Origin of the sequence: Grimontia sedimenti (assembly GCF_011045095.1) — a bacterium.
Taxonomy (GTDB): Bacteria; Pseudomonadota; Gammaproteobacteria; order Enterobacterales; family Vibrionaceae; genus Enterovibrio; species Enterovibrio sedimenti.
Genome location: NZ_JAALDL010000021.1, coordinates 36,617 through 55,532, shown reverse-complemented (window position 1 = coordinate 55,532; position 18,916 = coordinate 36,617). Strand labels below are relative to the sequence as shown.

The window sequence follows — 18,916 nt, the reverse complement described above, 5'->3', positions numbered from 1 at the left end:
TTAGCGATTTGTGAATAAGCTAGCTTTTTCTCGGGAGTTACGTCTGTTAACTCCCGAACATTTCAACTTCGTCTTCCAGCAACCTCACCGCGCTGGCTCTCCACACTTAACCATTCTTGCTCGAAACAACAAACTTGGACGCCCACGTCTAGGCCAAGCTGTTCCAAAAAAACAAATCAAACTTGCCGTTGACCGAAATCGCTTTAAACGTCTGGTACGTGAAAGTTTTCGTCTCAACCAGCACTCGCTGATGGCAAAAGATTATGTTGTGATAGCAAAGAAAAGTGCGAATGAGCTCAGTAACGAAGAACTGAGTCAGCTGCTTGATAAGTTATGGCAACGTTTGTCTCGACCGCCGCGAAAAAAATAGTCACTGGACTGTTTCGCGGGTATCAACTCTTCATCAGCCCACTTCTGGGGCCCCGATGTCGCTTCACGCCGACATGCTCCCAATACGCCATAGAAGCGGTCAACCGTCACGGTGTGATAAAAGGGTGTTGGTTCGCCAGCAAACGTTTATTAAAATGCCACCCTCTTAATCATGGTGGGTACGATCCTGTACCCCCGCGTCATCCTAAAAATCGAGACAATTAACAATGGATTCTCAACGCAATATCCTGTTGATTGCCCTAATGTTTGTATCCTTCATGTTGTACCTCAACTGGACGGAAGCAACCAACCCTCAACCACAGGGCCAGGGCGTAACACAGCAAGCACAACACAGTGGTGATGTACCTGCCAGCTCAGATGCGTCTCAGCCTCTGACGCAGGACGCAGTTTCAAACAAGCTGATCACCATAAAAAGTGACGTGCTGACTTTGACCGTTGACACACAAGGCGGTGACATTCTTCGCGCTGAACTGAACAACTACGACGCAGAGTTCGACTCTGTCGACAAGTTTGTGATGCTCAAAAACCAGCCTGATCATGTATTCGTTGCTCAAAGCGGCCTGATTGGCCCTGATGGTATTGATACCCTGGATGGCCGTGCACAGTTCTCTGCAAGCGGCACCGACTTTGTAATGGCTGATGGCCAGGACGAGTTGCGTGTTCCACTGACGCTGGTAAAAGACGGCATTACCTTCACCAAAACCTTTGTACTGAAACGCGACAACTACGCGGTTGACGTTGACTACACCGTAGACAACCAAAGCGGCAAAGCAGCAACAGTACAAATGTATGCGCAGCTAAAACAAAACCTGCTGGATGACGGCGGCAGCCTGACCATGCCTACCTACCGCGGTGGTGTGTACTCGGCTGACGATGCGAAATACGAGAAATACAGCTTTGACGATATGAAGGACAGAAACCTGAACCTGACTATCGCCAATCAAGGTTGGGCAGGCATGATGCAACACTACTTTGTTGCAGCCTGGATCCCGCATTCAGAAGGTGAAGCGAACCTGTATACCCGCACCAGCAATGGCCAGGGCTTTATCGGTGTACGTTACCCAACCACCACAGTTGCAGCAGGTTCAACGGCACAACTGGACGCGACGCTGTGGGTAGGTCCTAAGCTTCAGGACAAAATGGCTGAAGTGGCACCTAACCTGAACCTGACCGTCGACTACGGCTGGCTGTGGTTTATCGCGAGCCCACTGCACTGGTTGTTGTCTACCATTCACGGTTTCGTGGGTAACTGGGGTGTGGCAATCATCATCCTGACCTTCATCGTTCGTGGTGTGATGTACCCGCTGACCAAAGCGCAGTATACCTCGATGGCGAAAATGCGCATGCTGCAGCCAAAACTGGCAGAAATGCGCGAACGCATTGGTGATGACCGCCAACGCATGAGCCAGGAAATGATGGAGTTGTATAAGAAAGAGAAAGTGAACCCGCTGGGCGGCTGTTTACCTCTGCTTCTACAAATGCCTATCTTCATCGCACTTTACTGGGCGTTGATGGAATCGGTAGAACTGCGCCACGCGCCGTTCATGCTGTGGATTCAAGACTTGTCTGCACCGGACCCATACTATGTGCTGCCACTGCTGATGGGTGCTTCTATGTTCCTCATCCAGAAGATGAGCCCAAGCACTATCACCGATCCAATGCAGCAGAAGATCATGAACTTCATGCCAGTGATGTTCACCGTGTTCTTCCTGTGGTTCCCGGCAGGTCTGGTACTGTACTGGTTGGTGTCGAACGTTGTGACCCTTATCCAGCAGACCATGATTTATCGTGCGCTGGAGAAAAAAGGCCTTCACAGCCGCACCTAATCGCACTGAATACTGACAAGGCGGCCAACTGGCCGCCTTTCTTCTTTCTGAAGACGCGACAGGCGGTCAGGTAAAATTGGTATACACTAAGCAACGTTTTCAAACCGCAGGTAAAGTTTCATGACTCATTCAGACACCATTGTTGCTCAGGCAACACCACCGGGACGCGGTGGTGTGGGCATCATCCGCGTATCAGGCCCTAAAGCCAAAGAAGTTGCCCTGGCGGTCACCGGACGTGAACTTCCGGTGCGTCGCGCCGAATACCTGCCGTTTAACGATGAACAGGGCAACGCACTTGATCAGGGGATTGCCCTGTACTTCCAGGCGCCGAATTCGTTTACCGGTGAAGATGTGCTGGAACTGCAAGGTCATGGTGGCCCAGTCATCATGGATATGCTGATCAAGCGCATTGTGGATATCGACGGTGTTCGCACTGCCCGTCCGGGCGAGTTTTCCGAACGCGCCTTTTTGAATGACAAACTCGATCTCGCGCAAGCAGAAGCGATTGCAGATTTGATTGATGCCAGCTCAGAACAAGCGGCCAAAAGCGCGCTACAAAGCCTTCAGGGCGCGTTTTCAGGCAAAGTGAATACGCTGGTGGAAGCGCTGATCCATCTGCGCATCTACGTGGAAGCGGCGATAGATTTCCCGGATGAGGAAATCGATTTTCTCTCTGACGGTAAAGTCGCCGCCGATCTCGACAACATCATCAGCTCGCTGGATGACGTGCGTAAAGCGGCCAACCAAGGCGCTATCATGCGTGAAGGCATGAAAGTGGTGATCGCCGGCCGTCCGAATGCGGGTAAATCCAGCCTGCTCAATGCCCTTTCCGGTAAAGAAAGTGCCATTGTGACCGACATCGCCGGCACCACCCGTGATGTGCTCCGCGAGCATATCCACATTGATGGCATGCCGCTGCATATCATCGACACTGCAGGCTTGCGTGACGCCTCAGACGAGGTGGAACGTATTGGTATTGAACGTGCCTGGGATGAAATCGCTCAGGCTGACCGCGTGCTCTTTATGGTGGATGGCACCACCACTGATGCGACATCACCGGAAGAAATCTGGCCGGAGTTTATCGACCGCCTGCCAGAAAATATCGGTATGACGGTTATCCGCAACAAGGCAGACATGACAGGTGAAACCCTGGGGATTTGCCATGCCAGTCAGCCTACCCTTATTCGCTTAAGCGCGAAGACAGGAGCTGGTGTTGATGCCCTGCGTGAGCACCTGAAAGCCTGTATGGGCTTCTCCGGCGCGACAGAGGGTGGCTTTATGGCCCGTCGCCGCCACTTGGAAGCGCTGGATGCAGCCGCCCGGCACCTCGATATCGGGAAAGAACAGCTTGAGGGTTACATGGCCGGAGAGATCCTCGCTGAAGAGCTCCGCATTGCCCAACAGCATCTTTCAGAGATCACCGGTGAATTCAGCTCAGACGATCTGCTTGGCCGGATCTTCAGCTCCTTCTGTATCGGTAAATAAATACATTGCCGCCTTCGGGCGGCTTGTTTCCCGCCGAAATGTCCCGCTTTTGCTACACTTGAAAACATCTTTCATAGATTCAGCCAAAGCGATGATCAACAGCCTCAACCCCATTCTTAATCTGGGGATAACACGCTGCGACAAGCTCCATGTGCATCACCTCCGAATGGTGAATTTGCTCACCTGTCTGTGTGCGAGTGGTACCTTGTTGTTCTCAGCACTTTTCTGGTTCGCCTTTGGTAGTGCTACCGCAGCCCTTTTGAACGGCCTGTTTGCCATACTGTACCTGGTCGCTTTTCTGCTGACCCGGGAAGGTGTTTTGTGGATGGCCAAGTATTGGATATTCATTACTTTCTTCCTCCAACAACTCTTCCTCCCTCTATTTGTGTTGTCCGCCAACTTTGAAACTGAATTGCTGTTGCTGGTGGTTCCCACCGCTGTTGTTCTGGTGTTTGATCCGAACGAACGCCTGCCCCGCTATGGGTTGTCACTTATCGCCATTTTTCTGCTTTTTCTGGCTAAAACGGTTCCGTCGGCCGATCCTGTACTGGCACTCACGGACACCAATGCACGGGCAGCATACCTGTGTGTCATTCTGATTCTGGTGCTTGCATCAGTCGCGTTGACCGATTTCTATATGGTGGATCTTCACAGCATTGATGAATCTTCCCGAAAACTGGTTCACGAGGATCTTTTAACTGAAACCTCCAACAGCCAAAGTCTCTATAACCAGGCCGATGAACTTTTCTTTCAAACGCAACGGCGCGGGGAGCCGCTATCGGTCGTCGCCATTAATCTCGATGACTTCCGGCAAATCAACGAGATGCATGGAAGACAAACAGGCGATCAAGTGCTTATCCATGTTGCAGAACTTCTGCGCGAACAACTCCCGCCAGCCACGCCCATTGGCCGTTTGTACGCCGACAACTTCGCTATCTTATTGAGAAATACACCTTCAAATGACGCAATGCGTGTGGCCGAACAACTGAAACTGGCCATTGGACGCAGCGTGGTTTTGCTGGATAACACCGCGGTTAAGCGCACAGCAAGCCTGGGAGTAACCACATCAAATGATGGCTGCCTTGCAGGTTTTCAGCTGATAGATACGGCAATTCATGCGGTTGCCAATGCCAAAAAGCGAGGCAAGAACAAGATACAAACCTTGTCACCCAAAGGGTTTAATGCCCTTTACCGAAGTGAGCACTACCAGCCCAACTGACTTGACGCAGCAGTGACCGTCACTCAATACTAACGGCCATTGATAAACCGTTAGAGAACAATCTTATGAGTGAACTAACCCTGATCACCGGCAGTACATTGGGCGGCGCAGAGTACGTGGGCGATCACCTCTCTGATCTTCTGGAACAAGAAGGCATCAAAGTGAATGTGATCAATGAAGCAGAGCCTGATGACGTCGCGAATGCCTCCAGCCTTCTCCTTATCACATCAACCCATGGTGCCGGAGACTATCCGGATAACCTCGCGCCAGCGATGGAAGCACTGAAAAACACGACACCTGATTTGAGTGCCCTAAAGTATGCCGTGATAGCAATCGGCGATTCAAGTTACGACACGTTTTGTGGCGCAGGTATTCAGGCAGATGAACTATTGAAAAGCCTGGGAGCACAGTCTCTGGCACCTCGATTAGAGATTGATATTCTTGAGCAGCCTTTGCCTGAAGAAGCGGCTGAAGCATGGTTATCCCAACACAAATCGGCATTTTGTGAATAAAATGACGCTTCGACCATAAAAACTTTATTCAAAAGTGTGACCTTTGTTTTGTGGATAACTATAGATCTAAACGGTGATCAACCTATAGTTATCCCAATAACAACTTTCCTCTCTTTCCCCACCTGTTGATAACATGCCATTTTGATCCCAAGAAGTACCAGACTAGATCCAAGCAAACACACAGAAAACGATCTTCCTTAAACGCATGATCATGTTGATTATTTATTAGTTATCCACAAAGATCGTCTTCCCCAATAAGAGATCAAAATAAAGATCTATATAAAGATCTTTATATATTTTAAGAGACAGACCCTAGATCAAAGATCACACTTTTGGTTCTCTCCGTTTCTGAAAAGCGGTAGAATGATCCTCTTTTGCTCAACCAACCGATCAACACATTCCTTATTGAGGTCACACCATGTTTTACAAGGATAACTTTGATGTCATCGTTGTTGGTGGTGGTCATGCAGGTACGGAAGCCGCACTGGCCGCTGCACGTATGGGTCAGCAAACCCTTCTGCTGACACACAACATCGATACATTGGGGCAAATGTCATGTAACCCTGCCATTGGGGGGATCGGAAAAGGACATCTGGTGAAAGAAGTCGACGCACTAGGTGGCCTGATGGCGCGTGCGATTGACAAAGGTGGTATTCAGTTCCGTACCCTGAATGCATCGAAAGGCCCTGCTGTCCGTGCTACCCGTGCGCAGGCCGACCGCGCACTGTACAAAGCTGCTGTGCGAGAAGCGTTGGAAAATCAGCCAAATCTGATGTTGTTCCAACAAGCAGTGACAGACCTGATCGTAGAACAGGATCAAGTCACCGGTGTGGTCACTGAAATGGGTCTCAAATTCCGCGCTCGTGCTGTCGTTCTAACGGTTGGTACCTTCCTTGGCGGAAAGATTCATATTGGCCTAGAGAACTACTCGGGTGGCCGTGCCGGCGATCCCCCTTCGATCGCGCTGGCAGATCGCCTCCGTGAATTGCCGTTTCGCGTTGACCGCCTGAAAACAGGCACACCGCCACGTATTGATGCACGCACTGTCGATTTCAGTGTGATGCAAACCCAGCATGGTGACGATCCACGTCCCGTGTTTTCTTTCATGGGTAACGTGTCTGAACATCCGCGTCAGGTGCCGTGTTACATCACTTACACCAATGAGAAAACCCATGATGTGATCCGCAACAATCTGGATCGCAGCCCAATGTATGCCGGTGTGATTGAAGGTATTGGTCCGCGTTATTGCCCGTCTATCGAAGACAAGGTGATGCGCTTTGCGGACAAAGATAAACACCAGATTTTCGTTGAGCCTGAAGGCTTGACGACCAACGAACTCTACCCTAATGGGATCTCCACCAGCCTGCCATTTGATGTGCAGATGGGGATCATCAGCTCGATCAAAGGCTTCGAGAACGCACGCGTGATCCGCCCAGGTTATGCGATCGAGTATGATTTCTTCGATCCACGCGATCTGAAGCAAACCTTTGAAACCAAATTTATCAAAGGCTTATTCTTCGCTGGTCAAATTAACGGCACCACAGGCTATGAAGAAGCGGCTGCACAAGGCTTGCTCGCAGGTACAAACGCCGCATTGTTTGCTCAGGACAAAGAGGGCTGGTGTCCTCGTCGCGATCAAGCTTACATGGGCGTGTTGATTGACGATTTGTCGACCATGGGTACCAAAGAACCGTACCGTATGTTCACTTCCCGCGCGGAATACCGCTTATTGCTTCGTGAAGACAACGCGGATATGCGTTTGACTGAAACCGGTCGCGAGCTCGGTTTGGTGGACGATGAGCGCTGGGCCCGTTTCAACCAGAAACTGGAAAACATGGAACAGGAAACACAGCGTCTTCGCTGTGCCTGGATCCACCCGACGTCAGAGCATGCTGAAGCATTGAACGCGATCCTGAAAACGCCGCTGTCCCGTGAGGCAAACGGCGAAGAACTATTGCGTCGTCCGGAAGTGACGTACAACGATCTGGTGAAAATTCCTACATTCTCGCCAGCGCACGAAGACATTCAAGCGTCTGAGCAGGTAGAAATTCAGGTCAAGTACGCAGGTTATATCGACCGCCAGAAAGACGAGATTGAAAAATCTATCCGCCACGAAAATACCCATTTGCCGATCGAGCTGGATTATTCCCAAATCAAAGGTTTGTCGAACGAGGTGGTGGCGAAACTGAAAGACAGCCGTCCAGAGACCATTGGCAAGGCGTCACGCATTTCCGGTATCACGCCTGCAGCGATCTCTATCCTGCTGGTGCATCTGAAAAAACAAGGCATGCTGAAAAAAGGGGCCTGAGTTTCTGTGAAACAACGTCTAGCACAACTGATTGAACAGGCAGGGATGAATATCCCTGCCGAGCAACAAGCCCAACTGATTGGCTATGTTGAAATGCTCCACAAGTGGAACAAAGCGTACAACCTGACATCGGTGCGCGATCCCAACGAAATGATCGTCAAACACATCATGGACAGCATCGTCGTGAGTCAGCACCTCGATGGCCAAAGTTATATCGATGTGGGGACTGGGCCTGGATTACCGGGGATCCCGCTTGCAATCATCAACCCGGAAAAATCCTTCACGTTGCTCGACAGTCTGGGTAAGCGCATTCGCTTCATCCGTCAGGTGTTGCATGAGCTGAAAATTACCAACGTCACGGCTGTGCAGAGCCGCGTCGAAGATTTCCAGCCTGAACAGGGATTTGACGGCGTATTAAGCCGAGCCTTTGCGTCCATGAGCGACATGGTGAACTGGTGTCATCACCTCCCTTCGCCACAAGGTCAGTTCCTTGCGCTCAAGGGACAAGTGGATCAAGTCGAAATTGACGAACTTCCTGCCGGATGTTCTGTGACAGATATCAAACCTTTGACTGTTCCGGGATTGGAAGGTCAACGTCATCTAGTAATCTTGGCTAGATAGGATTATTAGGCGAGGTCGTCTTGTGGGAAAAGTCATAGCTGTTGCAAACCAAAAGGGAGGCGTTGGTAAAACAACGACCTGTATCAACTTGGCTGCGTCGCTGGCAGCGACTCAGCGTAAGGTATTGGTGATTGACCTAGACCCACAGGGCAACGCAACCATGGCCAGTGGTGTGGATAAATACGATGTTCATGCCACCGCTTACGATTTGTTGGTTGAAGAGACCCCGTTTAACGATGTGGTGGTGACAGAGACCACAGGCGGTTATCACCTGATAGCGGCCAATGGCGATGTCACCGCGGCAGAAATCAAACTCATGGAAGTGTTTGCCCGCGAAGTGAGGCTGCGCAACGCATTAGCCGACATTCGTGAAAACTATGATTTCATCTTCATTGATTGTCCCCCTTCTCTTAACCTTCTTACAATCAATGCCATGACGGCGGCAAATTCCGTACTGGTGCCAATGCAGTGTGAATACTTTGCATTGGAAGGCCTGACCGCACTGATGGACACCATCAGTAAGCTTGCAAGCGTAGTGAACGCTGACTTGCATGTGGAAGGCTTGCTCAGAACCATGTACGATCCGCGAAATCGTCTGGCGACAGAAGTGTCTGAACAGATCAAAAAACACTTTGGAGACAAGGTCTACCGTACTGTTATCCCGCGAAATGTCCGTTTGGCAGAAGCGCCGAGTCACGGCAAACCAGCCATGTACTACGACAAATATTCCAGCGGTGCCAAGTCATATCTGGCATTAGCGGGTGAAATATTGCGACGGGAAGAGCAGGCCAAACAGGCCGTTGCCAACGCGTCTTAAAGGAACGTGAATGAACGCTACCAAACGTGGATTGGGTAAAGGACTCGATGCGCTATTGGCCACCAGTGCCAGAGCACAAGCGCGTGTCGATCTGAACAACGATACCCAGGAAGCCGTGAACAACAGTGAGCTGCAGCATTTGCCATTAACGGCATTGCGTCCCGGTGTGTATCAACCGCGTCAGGATATGGCGCAGGAAGCACTGGAAGAGCTGGCGGAGTCTATCCGCGCACAGGGCGTTATCCAACCTTTGGTCGTGCGTCACCTTGGTGACAATCAGTACGAAATTATCGCTGGTGAGCGCCGTTTCAGAGCGTCAAAAATCGCCGGGTTGACCCATGTCCCTTGTTTGGTCCGTGACCTAAATGACAAAGCTGCGAGCGCCATCGCACTGATTGAAAACATCCAGCGTGAAGATCTCAATGCGATGGAAGAGGCAGAAGCGCTGGATCGTCTGGTCCACGACTTCTCACTCACCCACCAACAACTGGCTGAAGCACTGGGCAAATCCCGCACCACCATCAGTAACCTTTTACGATTGAACGGCCTTGAAGCTGGCGTAAAGAAATTGCTGTCTGGACGCCAATTGGAAATGGGTCATGCACGCGCATTATTGGCATTGGAAGGTGACGCTCAGATCGAAGCTGCACTGGTCTCCGTCAACAAGAAACTCACAGTGAGACAGACCGAAGCATTGGTGAAAAAATGCCTGACGCCGGCCGTAGAAAAAACGCCGGAACCCGTGTCTCCGGAATTGACTGCTGTGCAGGATAGATTGACTGATAAATTAGGCACTTCTGTTAGCTTGTCACAAAGTAAAAGTGGCAGTGGTAAATTGGTCATCAGCTTTGATCAAAACGAAAAACTTATGCAAATTCTTGCAATTCTTGGCGAAGAAGTGTGACGTAACGCGTTGGGTTTTTGTTACATATTTTTGCTTACTGTGATCAGGTTACCCTGTTGTAAAATTTAGTCTCCCTTTTTGATGTGATGAGATTGCATTCAAAAGGGCGACCCGTATAATTTTCGCAGTTTTCCCAGCACGACATAGTGCTAAGAGGAAAGGAATCGAGGAACGAATACATGGTATCGACGCTCACGCGACCAGGTCGCAAGCTTGCGAAAAGGTTGCTGCTGTTACAGGCGTGCGTCGTGTTAGCAACGGCAATCTTGATGGTCACCACCATCAATGTCGACTGGGGAATTTCCGCACTCATAGGCGGTGGCATTTTTGTAATTGCCAACGCGGCCTTTGCATTGTGTGCATTCCTCTTTAGTGGAGCGAGAGCTGCAAAGCTCGTTGTAGCATCCTTCTACAGCGGCGAAGTGCTTAAGATTCTACTGACCGTCGCGCTGTTTTCCGTTGTTTACCTGTATGCCGAGGTGGAACTTGTTCCCCTCAAACTGACCTATTTGCTGGTACTTGGAATCAACATCCTTGCACCAGTTTTATTCATTAACAACAACAAATAGGATGAGTTATGGCTGCGCCAGGTGAAGCGCTTACACCCTCCGGTTATATCTCCCACCACTTAACCAACCTGTCTACGGACAAGCTTGGCTTGGTGGAGGAAGGTAGTTTCTGGGCGGTGCATATTGATAGCCTGTTTTTCTCTATTGCACTTGGTATTGGCTTTCTATGGCTGTTCCGTGCAGTGGCGAAAAAAGCTACAACAGGAGTTCCAGGCAAGCTTCAGTGTTTTGTGGAAATGTTGGTGGAGTTCGTTGATGAAAACGTTCGCGAAACCTTCCATGGAAAGAATCCACTGATCGCGCCTTTGGCTCTGACCATATTCGTTTGGATATTCCTGATGAATACGATGGACTTGGTTCCTATCGATTTTATTCCTTATCCAGCGGAACAGCTTGGTATTCCTTATATGAAGGTCGTACCAACAGCTGACGTAAATATCACACTGGCAATGGCGCTGGGCGTGTTCTTCTTGATGATTTACTACAGCATCAAGATTAAAGGCCTAGGTGGCTTTGCAAAAGAGCTGGCTCTTCACCCGTTCAATCACCCACTCATGATTCCGTTCAACCTGCTGCTTGAAGTGGTATCGCTGCTGGCGAAACCAATCTCACTCGGCATGCGTCTGTTCGGTAACATGTTCGCCGGTGAAGTGGTATTTATCCTGATAGCGGCTCTTCTGCCGTGGTGGGCGCAATGGTTGGGTTCATTACCGTGGGCAATCTTCCACATTCTGGTTATTACCATCCAAGCGTTCGTCTTTATGATGTTGACCATTGTGTACCTGTCTCAGGCACATGAAGACTCGCATTAATAAAAGATTTTTTAGTAAGCAACTTTGTTAGACCTTCCGGCATATAAGCCGACAACAAGAAACTGGAGATAGTGATGGAAACTTTATTGAGCTTTTCTGCAATTGCCGTTGGCATCATTGTAGGTCTTGCTTCCCTGGGTACAGCGATCGGCTTCGCACTGCTTGGCGGTAAATTCCTTGAGGGTGCTGCTCGTCAACCAGAGATGGCTCCAATGCTGCAAGTTAAGATGTTCATCATCGCTGGTCTGCTGGATGCGGTTCCAATGATCGGTATCGTAATCGCACTGCTGTTCACCTTCGCAAACCCATTCGTTGGTCAGCTGGGTTAAGTCGCCTGATTATACCTGTAGTTAACTATTGGGAGATGGAGAAGCAGTTATGAATATGAACGCTACTCTTATCGGCCAGGCGATCGCGTTTTCCATGTTTGTGTGGTTCTGCATGAAGTATGTATGGCCACCAATCATGCAAGCGATTGAAGAGCGTCAGAAAAAAATTGCTGACGGTCTTGCGGCGGCTGAGCGTGCCGCGAAAGACCTGGATTTGGCCCAGGCTAATGCTTCTGATCAATTGAAAGAAGCAAAGCGCGCTGCAACTGAGATCATCGATTCGGCGAATAAGCGTAAAGCACAAATTCTTGATGAAGCCCGCGAAGAAGCATCTGCTGAACGCGAAAACATCCTTAACCAAGGAAAGGCTGAACTGGAAGCTGAGCGCAACCGTGCCCGCGATGAACTGCGCAAACAAGTTGCAACTCTGGCCGTAATCGGTGCTGAGAAAATCCTTGAGCGTTCAATCGACGAAAATGCTCATAAAGATATTCTCGATAAAATCACTGCAGAACTTTAAGAAGGAGGGGCAGCTATGTCTGAACTGACTACCATCGCACGCCCCTACGCTAAAGCAGCCTTCGATCTGGCAGTAGAAAAAGGCGAATTGGACCAGTGGTCTGAAATGCTGGCTTTTGCTGCTGAAGTTGCCCGCAATGAAACCATCGCAGATTTTCTCGATGGCTCTTATTCAGCTGAAAAGTTGACTGAGATTTTTCTCTCAGTGTGCGGTGAGCAGCTCAATGAATTCGGCCAGAACCTGATTAAGGTGATGGCTGAAAACGGACGCCTAAAAGCGTTGCCGGAAGTAACTGTCCAGTTCATGGCACTTCGCCGTGAATTAGAAAAGCAAGTTGACGTTGAGGTCACCTCTGCTGTCGCGCTGGAACAAGCGCAACTGGACGCTATTGAAAGCAAGCTGGAAGCCCGCCTTGAGCGAAAAGTGAAGCTGAACTGTAGTGTAGACGAGACCCTGGTTGCCGGGGTTGTGATTCGAGCTGGAGACTTGATCATCGATAACTCAGTTAGCGGCCGTATGCGCCGTCTGAGCGATGCATTGCAGTCTTGATTTGGGGAATTGGAGCATGCAACTTAATTCCACGGAAATTAGCGATCTGATCAAACAGCGTATTGAAAAATTCAACGTTGTTAGTGAAGCACGCAACGAAGGTACCATCGTGTCAGTCAGCGACGGTATCATTCGCATCCATGGCCTTGCAGATGCTATGCAAGGTGAAATGATTGAACTACCTGGCAACCGTTTCGCACTGGCGCTCAACCTTGAGCGTGATTCTGTAGGTGCGGTTGTTATGGGTCCTTATGCCGACCTTCAGGAAGGCATGAAAGTAACCGGTACTGGTCGTATTCTTGAAGTTCCAGTAGGTCCTGAGCTACTGGGCCGTGTGGTTAACACCCTGGGTGAGCCAATTGACGGTAAAGGTCCTATCAACGCAGCACTGACTTCTCCTGTAGAAGTGATTGCACCTGGCGTAATCGCACGTCAGTCGGTAGACCAGCCAGTACAAACCGGTTACAAAGCAGTTGATGCAATGATCCCAATCGGCCGTGGTCAGCGTGAGCTGGTTATCGGTGACCGTCAGACCGGTAAAACGGCGCTGGCAATCGATGCGATCATTAACCAGAAGAACTCTGGTATCTACTCTATCTATGTTGCTATCGGCCAGAAAGCGTCAACCATCGCTAACGTGGTTCGCAAACTGGAAGAGCACGACGCACTGAAAAACACCATCGTTGTTGTTGCATCTGCTTCTGAAGCAGCGGCACTGCAGTACCTTGCGCCTTACGCAGGTTGTGCGATGGGTGAATACTTCCGTGACCGTGGTGAAGATGCGCTGATCGTATACGATGATCTGTCTAAGCAAGCTGTTGCTTACCGTCAGATTTCTCTGTTGCTGCGTCGTCCACCAGGCCGTGAAGCATTCCCAGGTGACGTTTTCTACCTCCACTCTCGTCTGCTGGAGCGTGCTGCGCGTGTTAACGCTGACTACGTTGCTAAGTTCACCAATGGTGAAGTGACTGGTAAAACCGGTTCTTTGACCGCACTGCCAATCATCGAAACCCAAGCGGGTGACGTATCTGCGTTCGTACCAACCAACGTTATCTCGATCACCGACGGTCAGATTTTCTTGCAATCGGAACTGTTTAACGCAGGTATCCGTCCGGCAGTTGACCCAGGTATCTCAGTATCTCGTGTAGGTGGTTCAGCACAGACCAAGATCATCAAGAAGCTGTCTGGTGGTATCCGTACCGCTCTGGCTCAGTACCGTGAACTGGCAGCATTTGCTCAGTTCTCTTCTGACCTGGACGATGCAACCAAGAAGCAGCTTGATCACGGTCAGAAAGTGACTGAACTGATGAAGCAGAAGCAATACGCACCAATGTCTGTGTTTGAGCAGGGATTGATGATTTTTGCTGCGGAAAAAGGCTACCTGGCAGACGTTGAGCTGACCAAACTGGCTGATTTCGAATCTGCTCTGCTTGCATACGCGAAAGGTACGTTTGCTGAGCTGGTTGCACAGATCGATGAGACTGGCGACTACAACGGCGACATTGAAGCGCAACTGGTTAAGCTGGTTGAAGACTTCAAAGCAACGCAAACCTGGTAATGCGTAGAAGGCCGCTCAGCGGCCTTCTAATAACGGAGAGTAACGATGGCCGGCGCAAAAGAAATTCGTAACAAGATCGGAAGTGTAAAAAGTACACAGAAGATCACCAAAGCGATGGAAATGGTTGCCGCTTCTAAAATGCGTCGTTCGCAAGACGCCATGGAAGCCTCCCGTCCATACGCGACTACTATGCGCAAAGTGATCGGTCATGTCGCACTTGGTAACCTTGAGTATCGCCATCCATATCTGGAAGAGCGTGAAGCCAAGCGCGTCGGTTACATCATCGTATCTTCAGACCGCGGTCTGTGTGGTGGCCTGAACATTAACCTGTTCAAACGTGCCATTACAGATATGCAGGCTTATAGCCAAAAGGGTGTGGAAGTTGAAACCGCACTGATTGGCGCTAAAGCAACTGCATTCTTTAACAGCTACGGCGGCAACGTATCCGCACAAGTTTCTGGTCTGGGCGACAGTCCATCACTGGAAGATTTGATCGGTACCGTCGGTGTGATGCTGAAGAAATATGATGAAGGCCAACTGGATCGCCTGTATCTGGTTTACAACCAGTTTGTAAACACCATGACGCAGGACCCAGTGATCGATCAATTGCTGCCTTTGCCTAAGTCGGAAGACGAAGAAATGCAGCGCAACCACGCTTGGGACTACATCTATGAGCCTGAGCCAAAACCACTGCTTGATACCCTGTTGGTTCGCTATGTTGAATCTCAGGTTTATCAGGGCGTGGTAGAAAACCTCGCGTGTGAACAAGCAGCGCGAATGGTTGCGATGAAGGCTGCAACAGACAATGCAGGGAATCTGATTGATGAACTGCAACTGGTGTATAACAAAGCCCGTCAGGCTGCAATTACCCAAGAGCTGTCGGAGATTGTCTCCGGTGCTGCTGCGGTGTAAGGCAAGGGCCAACGAACTATTTTAGAGGAATAACGATGGCTACAGGTAAGATCGTTCAGATCATCGGTGCGGTAGTCGACGTAGAGTTTCCACAGGAATCTGTGCCACAGGTATATGATGCCCTGAACGTGAAACGTGAAGGCGAGCGTCTGGTGCTGGAAGTTCAGCAGCAGCTTGGTGGTGGTATCGTTCGTACCATCGCAATGGGTTCGTCTGATGGTCTGCGTCGTGGACTGGAAGTAGAAAATACTGGTAGACCGATTGAAGTACCAGTAGGTACTGAGACACTGGGACGTATTATGAACGTTCTGGGTGACTCAATCGATGAGCGTGGCGAAATCGGTGAGAAAGAGCGTTACTCTATCCACCGTGAAGCGCCAAGCTACGAAGACCAATCAAATGCAACCGAACTGCTGGAAACCGGCGTTAAGGTTATCGACTTGGTTTGTCCATTCGCTAAGGGTGGTAAAATCGGTCTGTTCGGTGGTGCAGGTGTAGGTAAGACCGTTAACATGATGGAACTTATCAACAACATCGCACTGCAGCACTCTGGTCTGTCTGTATTCGCAGGTGTTGGTGAGCGTACTCGTGAAGGTAACGACTTCTACTACGAGATGCAGGAAGCGGGCGTTGTAAACGTTGAGAATCCAGCAGAATCGAAAGTAGCAATGGTTTACGGTCAGATGAACGAGCCACCGGGTAACCGTCTGCGCGTTGCACTGACTGGCCTGACAATGGCTGAGAAGTTCCGTGATGAAGGCCGTGATGTACTGCTGTTCATCGATAACATCTATCGTTACACCCTTGCAGGTACCGAAGTATCGGCACTGCTGGGTCGTATGCCATCTGCGGTAGGTTACCAGCCTACACTGGCAGAAGAGATGGGTGTTCTTCAGGAGCGTATCACCTCGACCAAGAGTGGTTCTATCACATCTGTACAGGCGGTATACGTACCTGCGGATGACTTGACTGACCCATCTCCAGCAACCACGTTCGCGCACTTGGATGCGACCGTTGTACTTTCACGTAACATCGCTGCACTGGGTCTGTACCCAGCCATCGACCCACTGGATTCGACTTCACGTCAGCTGGATCCACTGGTTATCGGTCAAGAGCACTATGATGTTGCACGTGGTGTGCAGTCTGTACTGCAACGCTACAAAGAGCTGAAAGACATCATCGCCATCCTGGGTATGGATGAACTGTCTGAAGACGACAAGCTGGCAGTAGCCCGTGCACGTAAGATTGAGCGTTTCCTGACTCAGCCTTACCACGTAGCAGAAGTCTTCACAGGCCAACCTGGTGTGTATGTTTCGCTGAAAGAAACCATCACAGGCTTCAAAGGTCTGCTGAGCGGTGAGTACGACGATATCCCTGAGCAGGCATTCCTGTACTGTGGCGGTATCGAAGAAGTACTGGAAAAAGCGAAGAACCTGTAATAGCTGGTAGGAGGCGACATGGCAGCGATGACCTTTCACCTGGATGTAGTAAGCGCAGAGAAACAACTGTTCTCTGGCCGTGCCGAAGCAATCCAGGTAACGGGTAGCGAAGGTGAATTGGGTATTTACCCAAGCCACACCCCGCTGCTGACCGCTATCACGCCGGGCATGATCCGCATTACTAAGCAACACGGCCATGAAGAGGTAATTTACCTTTCTGGCGGTATGCTAGAAGTGCAACCAAGCGCAGTGACTGTGCTGGCTGATACCGCAATTCGCGGCGTCGACCTGGATCAAGCTAAGGCAGAAGAAGCGAAGCGCCGTGCAGAGGATCGTATCCTCAATAAACATGGCGATATGGACTTTGCTCAGGCGGCCAGTGATCTGGCCAAGGCGATTGCCCAGCTACGAGTTATCGAGCTGACCAAAAAGGCACGCTAAGTACCAGGTATCACCCAAAGACTGAAAGGCGACCGATAGGTCGCCTTTTTTATGTTTGTTTTTCTCGTTTTCCAATCGTCTAATTTTTCGGTCTTTAAGCCTGGGAAGAAAAAGATATATTCAGTTTTTATGAGTTAATTATCAATTATTTGGCGTGAATTCATATGTATCTTTTCTTAAGTGAGTATCTGCGAGGTATCGCCTGAAAATTGCTACAAGATGACGGAAATTTATGAATTTCTTATAGGTTTGAATCCCGTTTTACAAAGCGAACCGTTACAATAAGCGCCATTATTTGAAGTAGACCCTCAATACCAAGGACAACTCTCCATGAATTTCAGTGCTGTGATTCTGGCTGCGGGTAAGGGAACCCGCATGTACTCCAACCTACCTAAGGTACTGCATACGCTTGCAGGAAAACCTATGGTGAAGCATGTCATCGATACCTGCTCCTCACTGGGCGCAAAAAACCTGCATCTGGTGTATGGCCATGGTGGTGATGCAATGAAAGCAGCACTGGCAGAAGAGCCAGTCAACTGGGTCCTTCAGGCAGAACAGTTAGGTACAGGCCACGCAGTGAACCAGGCAGCCCCGGAATTTTCGGATGATGAGCAGGTTCTTGTGCTTTACGGCGATGTCCCGCTGATTTCTGAGCAAACCATCGAAAACCTGTTGGATGCACAACCTGATGGCGGCATTGCATTGCTGACAGTGGTACTGGATAAGCCAGCGGGCTACGGACGTATCATTCGCCGTAACGGTCCTGTGGTGGCGATCGTGGAAGATAAAGATGCCACTCAAGAGCAAAAGCTTATCAAAGAAATCAACACTGGTGTGATGGTCGCAACCGGACGTGATCTACGCCGTTGGCTGAACGAAGTGAAAAGCGACAACGCACAGGGTGAATACTACCTGACAGATGTAATTGCAATTGCCCATGACGAAGGTCGCGCTGTTGAAGCAGTTCACCCGGAAAGTGCCATTGAGGTAGAAGGCGTGAACAACCGCATCCAACTGGCACGTCTGGAGCGCGCTTACCAAGCCGCTCAAGCCGAGAAACTATTGGAAAGCGGTGTAATGCTGCGTGACCCAGCACGTTTTGACCTTCGCGGTCAGCTTCAGTGTGGTACAGACGTCGAAATTGATGTCAACGTCGTGATTGAAGGTTCAGTCACTTTAGGCGACAACGTGGTCATCGGTGCTGGTTGTGTACTGAAAGACTGTGAAATCGACGACAACACTGTCGTCCGCCCATACAGCGTGATTGAAGGTGCTTCCGTTGGTGAAGACTGTACAGTCGGTCCGTTTGCGCGCCTGCGTCCGGGTGCTGAGCTGGTGGAAGATGCACATGTGGGTAACTTCGTTGAAGTGAAAAATGCACGTGTCGGTAAAGGCTCTAAGGCTAACCATCTTTCTTACCTTGGAGATGCGGAAATCGGTGAGCGCGTGAATATCGGTGCAGGTACTATCACCTGTAATTACGACGGCGCGAATAAACACAAGACCGTGATTGAAGATGATGTATTTGTTGGCTCTGACAGCCAGCTGGTGGCGCCCGTGACCATCAAAAAAGGGGCGACCATTGGTGCAGGTACGACATTGACCAGCAACGTCGAAGAGGGCCAACTTGTTATTACCCGAGCAAAAGCGCGTGTAATTGATGGCTGGAAGAGACCAGTTAAGCAGAAATAACACATGTTATGCA

Annotated in this window: 20 protein-coding genes; all 20 read left to right on the top strand. The window is 50.1% G+C overall.

Going from position 1 to position 18,916, the window contains the following annotated elements; genetic code table 11:
- Window positions 1-10 precede the first annotated feature (10 nt).
- The 20 genes from rnpA to glmU all read left to right on the top strand — a co-directional run bounded on the left by rnpA (window position 11) and on the right by glmU (window position 18,903).
- Window positions 11-370 carry a ribonuclease P protein component gene (rnpA, locus tag G5S52_RS20840; RefSeq protein WP_039850324.1) on the top strand — a complete coding sequence of 120 codons (360 nt, stop codon included), beginning with the start codon at window positions 11-13 and terminating at the stop codon, window positions 368-370.
- Window positions 334-594, top strand: a complete 261-nt coding sequence (gene yidD / locus G5S52_RS20835) for a membrane protein insertion efficiency factor YidD (protein ID WP_082111347.1) — start codon at window positions 334-336, stop codon at window positions 592-594. Before rnpA ends, yidD begins: the two co-directional genes overlap by 37 nt.
- Window positions 595-596: 2 nt before the next feature.
- A complete protein-coding gene (yidC, locus tag G5S52_RS20830; protein WP_165018190.1) occupies window positions 597-2,216 on the top strand; it encodes a membrane protein insertase YidC in 1,620 nt (539 codons plus the stop codon).
- Between the two features lie 120 nt (window positions 2,217-2,336).
- Entirely contained in the window at window positions 2,337-3,701 is a 1,365-nt protein-coding gene (mnmE, locus tag G5S52_RS20825) for a tRNA uridine-5-carboxymethylaminomethyl(34) synthesis GTPase MnmE (protein ID WP_165018188.1), read from the top strand.
- Complete coding sequence (locus G5S52_RS20820) at window positions 3,610-4,920, top strand: GGDEF domain-containing protein (protein WP_235956451.1); 1,311 nt, start codon at window positions 3,610-3,612, stop codon at window positions 4,918-4,920. The genes mnmE and G5S52_RS20820 overlap by 92 nt, the downstream gene beginning before the upstream one ends.
- A 65-nt stretch (window positions 4,921-4,985) precedes the next feature.
- Window positions 4,986-5,432, top strand: coding sequence for an FMN-binding protein MioC (gene mioC, locus G5S52_RS20815; protein WP_165018186.1), 447 nt, complete (start codon window positions 4,986-4,988; stop codon window positions 5,430-5,432).
- 418 nt (window positions 5,433-5,850) lie between these two features.
- Window positions 5,851-7,740: a tRNA uridine-5-carboxymethylaminomethyl(34) synthesis enzyme MnmG gene (gene mnmG, locus G5S52_RS20810; protein ID WP_165018184.1), complete on the top strand. Its 1,890-nt coding sequence runs from the start codon at window positions 5,851-5,853 to the stop codon at window positions 7,738-7,740.
- A gap of 45 nt (window positions 7,741-7,785) precedes the next feature.
- Window positions 7,786-8,361 carry a 16S rRNA (guanine(527)-N(7))-methyltransferase RsmG gene (gene rsmG, locus G5S52_RS20805; RefSeq protein WP_205744013.1) on the top strand — a complete coding sequence of 192 codons (576 nt, stop codon included), beginning with the start codon at window positions 7,786-7,788 and terminating at the stop codon, window positions 8,359-8,361.
- Window positions 8,362-8,383: 22 nt separating this feature from the next.
- The gene (locus G5S52_RS20800) at window positions 8,384-9,178 is read left to right on the top strand and encodes a ParA family protein (protein ID WP_046303093.1); all 795 of its coding nucleotides are present in this window, start codon (window positions 8,384-8,386) and stop codon (window positions 9,176-9,178) included.
- A 10-nt stretch (window positions 9,179-9,188) separates the two neighbouring features.
- Complete coding sequence (locus tag G5S52_RS20795) at window positions 9,189-10,082, top strand: ParB/RepB/Spo0J family partition protein (RefSeq protein ID WP_165018182.1); 894 nt, start codon at window positions 9,189-9,191, stop codon at window positions 10,080-10,082.
- Window positions 10,083-10,261: 179 nt separating this feature from the next.
- A complete protein-coding gene (locus tag G5S52_RS20790) occupies window positions 10,262-10,651 on the top strand; it encodes a F0F1 ATP synthase subunit I (protein WP_046303095.1) in 390 nt (129 codons plus the stop codon).
- Between the two features lie 8 nt (window positions 10,652-10,659).
- Window positions 10,660-11,463: a F0F1 ATP synthase subunit A gene (atpB, locus tag G5S52_RS20785; RefSeq protein ID WP_165018180.1), complete on the top strand. Its 804-nt coding sequence runs from the start codon at window positions 10,660-10,662 to the stop codon at window positions 11,461-11,463.
- Between the two features lie 74 nt (window positions 11,464-11,537).
- On the top strand, window positions 11,538-11,792 hold the full coding sequence (gene atpE, locus G5S52_RS20780; RefSeq protein ID WP_002540812.1) for a F0F1 ATP synthase subunit C: 255 nt from the start codon (window positions 11,538-11,540) through the stop codon (window positions 11,790-11,792).
- Window positions 11,793-11,841: 49 nt separating this feature from the next.
- Complete coding sequence (gene atpF / locus G5S52_RS20775; protein ID WP_062712229.1) at window positions 11,842-12,312, top strand: F0F1 ATP synthase subunit B; 471 nt, start codon at window positions 11,842-11,844, stop codon at window positions 12,310-12,312.
- A 15-nt stretch (window positions 12,313-12,327) separates the two neighbouring features.
- Window positions 12,328-12,861 carry a F0F1 ATP synthase subunit delta gene (atpH, locus tag G5S52_RS20770; RefSeq protein ID WP_062667724.1) on the top strand — a complete coding sequence of 178 codons (534 nt, stop codon included), beginning with the start codon at window positions 12,328-12,330 and terminating at the stop codon, window positions 12,859-12,861.
- A gap of 16 nt (window positions 12,862-12,877) precedes the next feature.
- Window positions 12,878-14,419, top strand: coding sequence for a F0F1 ATP synthase subunit alpha (gene atpA, locus G5S52_RS20765; RefSeq protein ID WP_046303096.1), 1,542 nt, complete (start codon window positions 12,878-12,880; stop codon window positions 14,417-14,419).
- A 45-nt stretch (window positions 14,420-14,464) separates the two neighbouring features.
- Window positions 14,465-15,331: a F0F1 ATP synthase subunit gamma gene (gene atpG / locus G5S52_RS20760; RefSeq protein WP_046303097.1), complete on the top strand. Its 867-nt coding sequence runs from the start codon at window positions 14,465-14,467 to the stop codon at window positions 15,329-15,331.
- A gap of 35 nt (window positions 15,332-15,366) precedes the next feature.
- Window positions 15,367-16,770, top strand: a complete 1,404-nt coding sequence (gene atpD, locus G5S52_RS20755) for a F0F1 ATP synthase subunit beta (RefSeq protein WP_165018178.1) — start codon at window positions 15,367-15,369, stop codon at window positions 16,768-16,770.
- 18 nt (window positions 16,771-16,788) lie between these two features.
- Window positions 16,789-17,211, top strand: coding sequence for a F0F1 ATP synthase subunit epsilon (locus G5S52_RS20750; RefSeq protein WP_046303098.1), 423 nt, complete (start codon window positions 16,789-16,791; stop codon window positions 17,209-17,211).
- A gap of 330 nt (window positions 17,212-17,541) precedes the next feature.
- Window positions 17,542-18,903, top strand: a complete 1,362-nt coding sequence (glmU, locus tag G5S52_RS20745; RefSeq protein WP_165018175.1) for a bifunctional UDP-N-acetylglucosamine diphosphorylase/glucosamine-1-phosphate N-acetyltransferase GlmU — start codon at window positions 17,542-17,544, stop codon at window positions 18,901-18,903.
- The last annotated feature ends 13 nt before the right edge of the window (window positions 18,904-18,916 follow it).